Origin of the sequence: Mycoplasmopsis alligatoris A21JP2 (assembly GCF_000178375.1) — a bacterium.
Lineage (GTDB): Bacteria > Bacillota_I > Bacilli_A > Mycoplasmatales > Metamycoplasmataceae > Mycoplasmopsis > Mycoplasmopsis alligatoris.
In genome coordinates this window covers 1-9893 of the sequence record NZ_ADNC01000019.1, presented here as the reverse complement: position 1 = coordinate 9893, position 9893 = coordinate 1, and the positions used below count along the sequence as shown (strand labels likewise).

The 9893-nt window shown below is 25.6% G+C and carries 2 protein-coding genes and 1 pseudogene; all 3 read right to left on the bottom strand.

The annotated features are described in order from the left end of the window. A partial coding sequence (locus tag MALL_RS02065; protein ID WP_005683556.1) for a beta-N-acetylhexosaminidase family protein occupies positions 1–2083 on the bottom strand: 2083 nt, incomplete at its 3' end. Positions 2084–2344: 261 nt separating this feature from the next. Next, the gene (locus MALL_RS02060) at positions 2345–7417 is read right to left on the bottom strand and encodes a beta-N-acetylglucosaminidase domain-containing protein (RefSeq protein WP_005683558.1); all 5073 of its coding nucleotides are present in this window, start codon (positions 7415–7417) and stop codon (positions 2345–2347) included. Between the two features lie 204 nt (positions 7418–7621). Next, a pseudogene (locus MALL_RS02055) lies at positions 7622–9893 on the bottom strand (DNA-directed RNA polymerase subunit beta'); the annotation flags it as partial.

The window sequence follows — 9893 nt, the reverse complement described above, 5'->3', positions numbered from 1 at the left end:
TAATATTAGGAAGTTCTAGTTTAAATGATTCGCCTTTTTTAAGTTTTTTTACTGTATCACTATTTTTATAAACATCATCTTTAAAATCAATTTTTAAAGTATTTTTGTCTTTAGATTCAGATTTTTTTAAATTGTTTTCTAAGACAAAATCGGTGTAAAACTTAGATGTAATTTCTCTTAATAAATCATTAAACGGTCTAATTCTTTTATAACCTGGTTCAGATTCATTAGTACCATTTATTATTATATTTTTATAAGTTCTTGCTCGAGTAGCGAATTGAGCTCCATCTGAATAAAATTTAAACCCATTTATTTTTTTATTTTCTTTAAATAATTCATAAGCTAAAATGAAATTTTTTATTGAAATTGCTCTATCTCTAAGTGACATAACAAACGGTTTCATTTGTTCGTATAAAACTTTATTTTTTAAGTTAGTTAAAATATCAGCCGCTGATGATATAATATTGTCCATTTCATGAACGACTTTTTCCTTATCTGTCTTAGATAAAGGAGAATTGTCTTTTAAATTTTTAGTTAATACATCTAAATTATCTTTAATATTTACGCTTTCATCATATGTAGAACCATGTCCATTTGGTTTATTATCAGACATATGTCAAGCCATTGTTTGTAAAGAAGAACCTGTTTGCTTATCTAAATATCTAAATGTGCTCATTCATGATTTATCAACATCAAAACCTTTAACGTTTCATGTGTAATCAGCAGTAGCATATAATCCAACTTTTGAAGGTTCAGCATCTGGCATAGGATTAGTTAAAACACCAACTGAATCCTCAATATCAATATCTGTTTTTAAAAGTTCAGCTTTTCCTATTATCATTCTTTTTTTATTTTGCCCATTAACTGGTCAATTAAGTCAAAACAATGATGGTCTACCCTTTTTAGAACCTGCTGGTTTATTTAAGGTTCTAAACTTTTTAAGAGTGTCATTATTTACTGCGCCTAAAACTGTATTTCCTGTTCAAAAAATTTGTACTTCAGGGTCAAATCCTGTGTCATATTCATGAATTTCTTTTGAACCACCAAGTCAACTAGTGTTATAACCAACAGGACAAAATAGTCAGTCTTTTAGATCCCCCTTAGTTTTTCCTCATTTAACTAATTTTTTCATTAAATCAATAATTGTTTCTCTAGGGATTGCCCCAACATCATCAGCTAAAACACCAAATTGTCTAACGCCTATTGAATAAAGTTGTTCAAATTTATCAATCATATCTTGAAAATCTTTTTCTAATTTATTCTTGTTAGATCCATATCTGTGAATATGTGACATAAAAGGATGAATAGTTCAAACAAATTCTACTTTTGTTTCTTTTCCAACTTCAACTAATTCCTTAAGTTTTTTTAATTCTTCTTCTGGATATTTTTCAAATCACTTATTTTGATGATATTGATCATCTTTTGGAGCGTAAGTATAGTTATTCATTTTAAAATCACCACCAAATCTCATAAGCGATTTTCTGTCCTCATGAGTTCAAGGAATTCCATAAAAACCTTCTATAAAACCACGGAATTTTAAGTCAGCATAGTCAGTAATAGTAAAATTTTTAACTTCAAGACCGTTAATTTGTTCTAGAATCAAATATAAACTACTTAGTGCAAAATAAATAGCATCATCATGTTTACCAACAATTACTATTTCGTTGTCTTTAACAATTAAAGAATATGAATCTTTGTTCTCAAAATTTTTAATATCAATTAAGCTTTTATAATCGTTTAAAATTTTTGTCTTTAAATCTGAATCTTTAGAAAAATTAACTATTTTAATAGTTGTGTGTTCTTTTTTTAAATCGGTTTCTTTAACCATATTTTTTAATTTAAAAATTTTGTCTAATTTTAAATTTGCTGCTTTGTCTAATTTATCTGATTCTATAACAAAATTTTGCCTTAAAATTGTGCTATTTTTTGCATAAACTATCTTATGTGGTTTAGGGTATAAATGATAAATTTCTTCGCTTTTAATATCTGTATTGATTGGTGCATTTACAGCACTTGATAAAAATGCTAATGGACTTATAATTACGCTGATTGGTAATAAAAATTTTAATGCCTTTAATTTCATATCACTTCCTTTGAATATTTACTATTTATATTATTTTAGTTTTATAAATAAAATATTTATAAGAGATTTAAAATATTATTATTTATTCATAATTAAAAGAAAAAATAACAATATTGACTTATTTTGTTTATTTATAGGTAAAAAAATAACATATTTTTAGAAAATATGAAAATATATATTGAAAATATAAAGACAATTAGTTATTAAAAATTAAAAAATGAGTAGCTAAAAACTAATCATTTTTTAATAAATTTTAATTATTTAATTTTTTCTTTTGGCTTTATAAATTAAAAATAAAGATAAAACTATTAATAGTGCAATCAATACAGATGCTATACTAGATATTAAAATAATTGTTTTTTTAGTTCAAAAACCATTGCTATCTTCTAGAAAATTATTAACTTCTAAAAATTTTGTAATTTTGTTTTCTGGTTTTTCTTTTTCAAATAATTCATACTCAATTTTCAATTTATTATTTTCGTTATCTTTTGTGATATTTAAAATTTTATAATCGTATTTTTCTAAATTAATATTATTTAAAATAATGTTTTCTTTTGTTGCGTTTTCAAGCTTTAATTCTGTTGAATCTAAGTTTTTATCTTTAAAAAATTTAACATTAATATTTTTAGAAATTTCATCTAAAATTTTATTTTCTTTATTAACTGGTAACACTATATTGTTAATTTCTTCAAATAATTTTGTATAAACACTAGGAGCTATTTTTTCTTTTGAAATAGTATTTTTTTCTAATTGATCATATAAAATTTTTAATTTATTTAATGTTTCAGGACTATATTTATTTAATTCTATTTCTTTTTTAAAATCAATAAGTTTTAATTTTGCAAGATCTTGATTAGTAAGATCAAAAGCTAAATCATTTTTTGCTTTAAGCAATTGATCATAAAGTTTAGTTAAATCATCATTAAAAATGTTTTTATTGATCAAAATTTGTTCAATGTTCTTAACTGTTTTTTCTAAATTTAAAAATGATATTAATGTGTAATCAGCTTTATTTTTTAATAATAAATTTGATTCATTAAGTAATTTATTAAGTTCTTGGGAATCATTTTTATCATTTGTTTTGTTATTTAAAATATGTTCACTAGTAGCTTTTAATCTATTGTAAAGGTCTAGCCCATAGTATTTTTTGGTTTTTATGAGGTTTAATATGTTTAATAATAAATCATATGTTTCTTTATGTTGGTTAAGCGTTCCAGAGTTTTTTATTTTGCTTAAATTTTGATCTAATACTTTTATTTGATCATCACTTATAACATTAGCGTTTTTAGATAAAATAACTTCATTAATCAATAAAGGTTCATTCTTTCACTCAAAAATTAATTCTAAAAGTTTTTTATTTTTTGGAACTGCAAAATCACTCAAATCAAAATACAATTTACCTAATTCGATTATTTCAATTTTTTTAGTAGTTTCATCATAAGTTTTTATACTTAATTTTGCATCATTGTGTTCTTTTAGAACTATTTTTATTCCTTTAGCATCTAATTGTTGTTTAGAATCTAAAATGAAATTTAGTTTTCCATTATTATTTTTTGAAACAAAACTAGTATTTAAATTATTATCATTCATATACTCATAAAAATTATTGTTAGTGTCGTTTGAATCTGAAACATAATTTTTATTATTAATATACGTAAAGTACTCAGAAACAAAATCTGTTTTATTAGGATCATAATTTCATGTTACTTCTCCAATTTCGGTTTGCTTCCATTTATAATCAGCTGTTATTCTAACTTTAATATATCTAGCTTTTTTATTAATATTTGGATTAGCTATTAAATTAAATGGTGCTAAATGAGTTGTAAGCGAACTATTGATATCATCATCGTTTTGCTTGTTAGGAATTCCATCTCCTATTGTTATAACCTTTTCTCAGTCACTTTCTTTGCTTGAATTAGTTTTAGAAATTAAAATTTCTGCATCTCTTAAGTAATCGAAATGAGAATCTTTTGAAACTAATTTTAAATTTTTTAACATTATTTCTTGACCAATATCAATAATTAAATATTGTCCTTTTGTTTGACTATTACTAAATTTAGCAGCCAAAATAGGATCATTATTAATAATATTTTTTAGTTCATTTGAAGATACTTGTGATCCCATATTACTAAATATAAGTTTAGGAGCAGTATATTCTTTAGAAATAACTTGAAGTTTGTTAATATCGAATTTTACTTCTTGATCACTTTTATTTGCTAATTTTATATATCGTGCATTAAAGTCTAATGTGTTTTTTTCTAATTCACTTAATTTTAATGAATTATATAGAAAATCATTTGATGAGTATTCAAAAGTTAATTTGTTTTTAGCTTCATTGCTTAAGTTTAAAAACATATTTTGAATTTGTGAATTTCTAAGTAAATCAAGTTTTAAAAATTCATCTTTTTTAAGTGAAATATTTTTAGTAGGTTCTACGGTGTAGAGTCCTTTATTTCTTTCATAATTAGCATATAAAGCAAAATCATTATCTTTTTTATTATTCAAAACCATCGTGTTTGGAATAATTTCAAAATCACTAACACTAAATTCTCTTAGTGCAACTCAGCCTTTTGAAGTATTATTTGATTTTATTCTTAAATAAGTTACATTCTTAATTTTTTTATCTTTAGCATTATATGTAACTGAATTAGTGTTTGAAAATGTTTGTAATTTTTTCCATTCTGAAGGAGTGCTCTCTGTACTATATTCTAAATCAAAGTTATTAAATTTATCTTTATCATCATTATTACGTCCAAAAAGAATTTTTATAATTCCTAATTCAATAGGTTTTTTGAATTTTAAACTTATAAAGTCATTTTCTTTGTGAGTATCATTAGGCATTTTAAATCATGCATAAGTTGAAGGATTGTTATCAAAAATAGCTTTTTCATTTCCTTGGTGATAAGATCAGGATCCAGGAACATTTACTTTTTCTACTTCTACCTTATTATTTGTTTTAATTGGTTTAATTAAATCAATGCTAAAGTTTTCTAAAGCTATTCATGTTCCAGGTTGATTTTTTGTGTTTATAATTCTTATAGCTTTTACATTCTCAATTTTTAAATCATTTTTTACAAATTCGGCTGTTGTATTGGTTTTATTGTTATTTTCTATATCTGTTCATTTTTGATTATCGCTAGTATATTGAACTTTATATTCATTAAAATAATCTTTAGTATTTGAAGGTCAAGTTTGTTTTATATGAATTCCATATATTGTTTTTGGATAGTCATATTCAACCTTAAAATAGTCATCTTTTTTAGGATTAGTTTCTAGTAAAACTCCTGATTTAGTATTATTATCTGCTAAATTGTTTAATGATCCTCTCATTTTTGACATATTAATATTTGTTGAATAAGTTGCTTTATCTGTAGTTTTTATAGAACTGTTAAATATAAAATCATTAAATAAAACTGATGTCTTTACTTGTAAATTTTCCATAAATGGTCTAATTCTTTTGTATCCGGCTTCGGATTCATTAAGTCCATTTATAATAATATTTTTATAAGTTCTTGCTCTAAGAGCATATTTTACACCTTCACTAAAATATTTATAACCTAATACTTTTTCGTCATTTTTGGCTAATTCATAGGCTAATATGAAATTTTTAAGTGAAATCGCCCTATCTCTTAGTGACATGACAAATGGTTTCATTTGTTCATATAAAACTTTATTTTTTAAGTTGCTTAAAATATCAGCTGCTGAAGAAATAATATTGTCCATTTCATTTGTAACTTTTTCTTTATCAACCTTGTTTAAAGCACTATTTAAATTTATATTTTTAGTAAGATTATCTAAATTATCTTTAATATTTATACTTTCATCATAAGTAGAACTAGCACCATTAGGTCAATTATCAGACATATGTCATGCCATAGTTAATAATGAAGGCCCTGTTTCTTTATCTAAGTATTTAAAACCACTTTTTCATGACTTTTCAGCATCAAAATCTTTAACATTTCATGTGTAATCGGCTACAGCATAAAGTGCTACTTTTGAAGGTTCAGCATCGGGCATAGGGTTTGTTAAAACTCCTACTGAATCTTCTGGATCAATATCAGTTTTTAATAATTCAGCTTTCCCTATAATCATTCTTTTTGTGTTTTGTCCATTAACAGGTCAGTTTAATCAAAAAAGAGAAGGTCTTCTTTTTGGTGCATCTTTTGGATTATTGATAGTTCTAAATTTTTTTAAGGTGTCATCATTTATTGCACCAAGAACTTTATTTCCGGTTCAAAATATTTGTACTTCTGGTTTGAATCCTTTATCATAATCATAAATTTCAGTTGAATTATGTAATCAACCAGTGTTGTATCCTACTGGGCAAAAGAATCAGTCTTTAACATCTCCTTTTGATTTACCTCAGTCTACTAATTTATTCATCAATTCAATAATTGTTTGTCTTGGAATTGCTCCAACATCGTCTGCTAAAACACCAAATTGTCTTACTCCAATTGAATAAAGTTGTTCAAATTTGGCATGAATATCACTTCAATCCTTATCGATGGTATTTGGATTAGCACCATATTTTTTGATTTTTGACATAAAAGGGTGTATTGTTCAAACAAATTCTACTTTTGTTTCTTTTCCTACTTCAACTAATTCTTTAATTTTACTTAGCTCATCTTCTGGATATTTTTCAAACCATTTATTTTGGTGATATGGATCATCTTTTGGTGCAAAAGTGTAATTATTCATCTTAAAATTGCTACCATATCTCATTAGTGATTTTCTGTCTTCATAGGTTCAAGGAATACCATAAAATCCTTCAATAAAACCACGGAATTTTAAATCAGCATAGTCAGTAATAGTAAAATTTTGAACTTCAAGTCCATTAATTTGTTCAAGAATTAAATATAAACTACTTAGTGCAAAATAAATTGCATCATCATGTTTAGCTATAATAATAATTTCATTGTTGCTTATAATTAATGAGTATGAATCTTTTTTGTCAAAATTTTTAAGTTCAATTTTATCTTTATATTGACTTAAAACTTGTTTTTTTAGTTCAGAATCTTTTGAGTAATTAACGATTTTTATTGTAGTGTGATCTTTAGTTAAATCTGTCTCTTTATTCATATTTTTTAGTTTAAAAATCTTTTCAAGTTTTAAATTTGCAGCCTTGTCTAAAGAATCGGAAACTAAATTGTAATTCGTTCTTAAAATTGTTTTATGTTTTTGGTATGTAATTTTATGAGGTTTAGGATAAAGTTGATAATTTGCATCCTGTTCATCTTTGTTATTAACTCCTGTACTTATTGCGCTAGATAGTAGTATTAATGGACTAATACTAAGTGTGCATAAACTTAAAGTTTTAAGTGATTTAATTTTCATAATTGCCTCTTTTATAATTTGCTAATAATACTATTTTAGTTTTTACGAATAATATTTATTAAGTCTTTTTAAATATTATTATTTATTCATATAAGATAATTTTAAATAGATATAATTTTACTTATTTACGCGTTAATAAGGCGAATTAGTAAATTATTTGAAAAAGTGATATGAAAAAATCGGCTTTAAAAGCCGACTTTTTTATTATTCATAATCATCGAAAAATTCGTCTGAATTATCTTGGTTAAAATGATCTAGATCATCGAATGAAATTTCATCAACTTCTTGTTCATCAAATTCATTAGCACTTTCAATTAAACCTTCAAAATCAATTTTTTCGATTTCGTCATGTTCAGGTGCTAAAGAAGGATCGTATTTATTTGAGAAATATGATTTAGGATCTCTAATGTCATATTTACCTTTTAGTTCATAACTGGTGTTTGTTCCGGCAGGAATTTTATGTCCTAAAATAATATTTTCTTTAAGTCCTTCAAGTAAATCAATACGTTTTGAAACAGATGAATTAACTAAAATTTTTGCAGTTTCTTGGTATGAAGCAGCCGCTAAGAATGAATCTGAAAGTAAAGGTGTTTGTTTTGCTCCTCTAATTTTTACTTCGCCATAAGCTGGTTTTTTACCTTGACTTAGTAAACACCCATTTTCTTTTTGGTAAACAAATGTATCTACTAATGAACCGGTAAAGAAGTGTGAATCTCCTGAATCGGTAATCATAATTTTTGAAAGCATTTGACGAATAATAATTTCAATGTATTTATCTGAAATTGTAATACCTTGTAAACGATACAGTCTTTGAACTTCTTTTAATAAGTAGTTTTGAACAGCACGAGTATCAGCAATTTCTAATAATTTTGTTAAAACGATAGGTCCTTCAACAAGTTTTTGACCAACTTGAACTTTTTCACCAATTTCAACTCTTAATTTTTGTGAAATTTTTGCTGTTGCATGTTCAATTATTGATTCTTCAGGGTTAGATACGTTCGATTTAGTAATTTCAATAATTCTAGTATCAGTATCTTTTCCATTTTTATCAACTGCCATTCTAATATCAGTAATTGTTCCGTTTACATGAGAAATAACAGCTGGTTTTCCTCAAGGAGCATCATAAGCATCGATAAGTTCGATTAAACGACCAAATCCACCTGTAATATCCTCAACTCCGGCAACCCCTCCTGTATGGAATGTACGCATTGTAAGCTGAGTTCCAGGCTCACCAATACTTTGAGCTGCAACAACTCCGACAGCTTCACCAATATTTACTATTCTATTTGTAGCTAAGTCTTTTCCGTAACATTTTTTACATACTCCATTTTTGGTATGACATGATAAAACTGAACGAATTTCAACTTCTTTAATGTTGTGTGTATCTGTAATTAAAGTCGCAATTTCAGGTGTAATTAACGTATCAGGTTGAACTATTAATTTTCCATCTTTATAAATTGGTCCATTAACAAATCTTCCTTCGATACGTTCTTTTAGTGATTCTATAACTGTATCTGTTTTTGTATCTTTTATGTCCTTAACAATAAATCCAAAGTCACTTCCACAATCTTCTTCACGAACAACAATACCTTGAGCAACGTCAACTAAACGACGAGTTAAGTATCCAGATTTAGCTGTATTCAAGGCAGTATCGGTAAGTCCTTTACGAGCCCCGTGAGTAGATGAGTAGAATTCATAAGCTGTAAGACCATCAAGGAATGATGATTTAACTGGAATTTCAACTGTACTACGAACAACTCTATCGTTAGCCGCATCGGCTTTTAAAACTTTAGTGTTGTTGTTCATCAATCCACGCATTCCAGCTAGCTGAACAAAGTTAGATGAATTTCCTCTGGCTCCTGATGTAAACATCATAAACAATGGGTTAGTCAAATCAGATTTAGTAACTTCTTTAAGTTCTTTTTCAATATCTTCTTTAATTTCACTTCATTTTTGAATTGTTAATGTATATCTTTCATCATCAGTTAAATATCCTTCTTTAAAGAATTTTTTAAGCATGTCAGTGTATTTTTCACCTTCAGAAATTTTTTGTTTTGTAGTTTTTACAACAGTAATATCTGACATAGAAATTGTTGTACCTGAAATAGTAGAGAATTTAAAACCTAAGTTTTTAATTTTGTCTAATATGTTTGCAACTTTATTTGTATAGTCAAATCAAACTCTGTCTAACATTTTTGTATAGTCAAAAATATCTCATTCTTTTACTGCACCATTTTTATTTTTTAAGAAGTTTTCATAATTAATTTTTTCATGATTTTTCTTAATTAAATTATTTAATGTTGAAGCATGAACTGAATCAATAGGTTCATTTTTGTAATCTTTTAGACTAGCACACATCATGAATAAATCATTTACTCTTGATAAGTCATTATCTAATTTATCAATAATTTCAGCTATATCTTCCATTGTTACAACAGCAACATATCTTTCGTATACTTTTCTAACGATTTTAGCA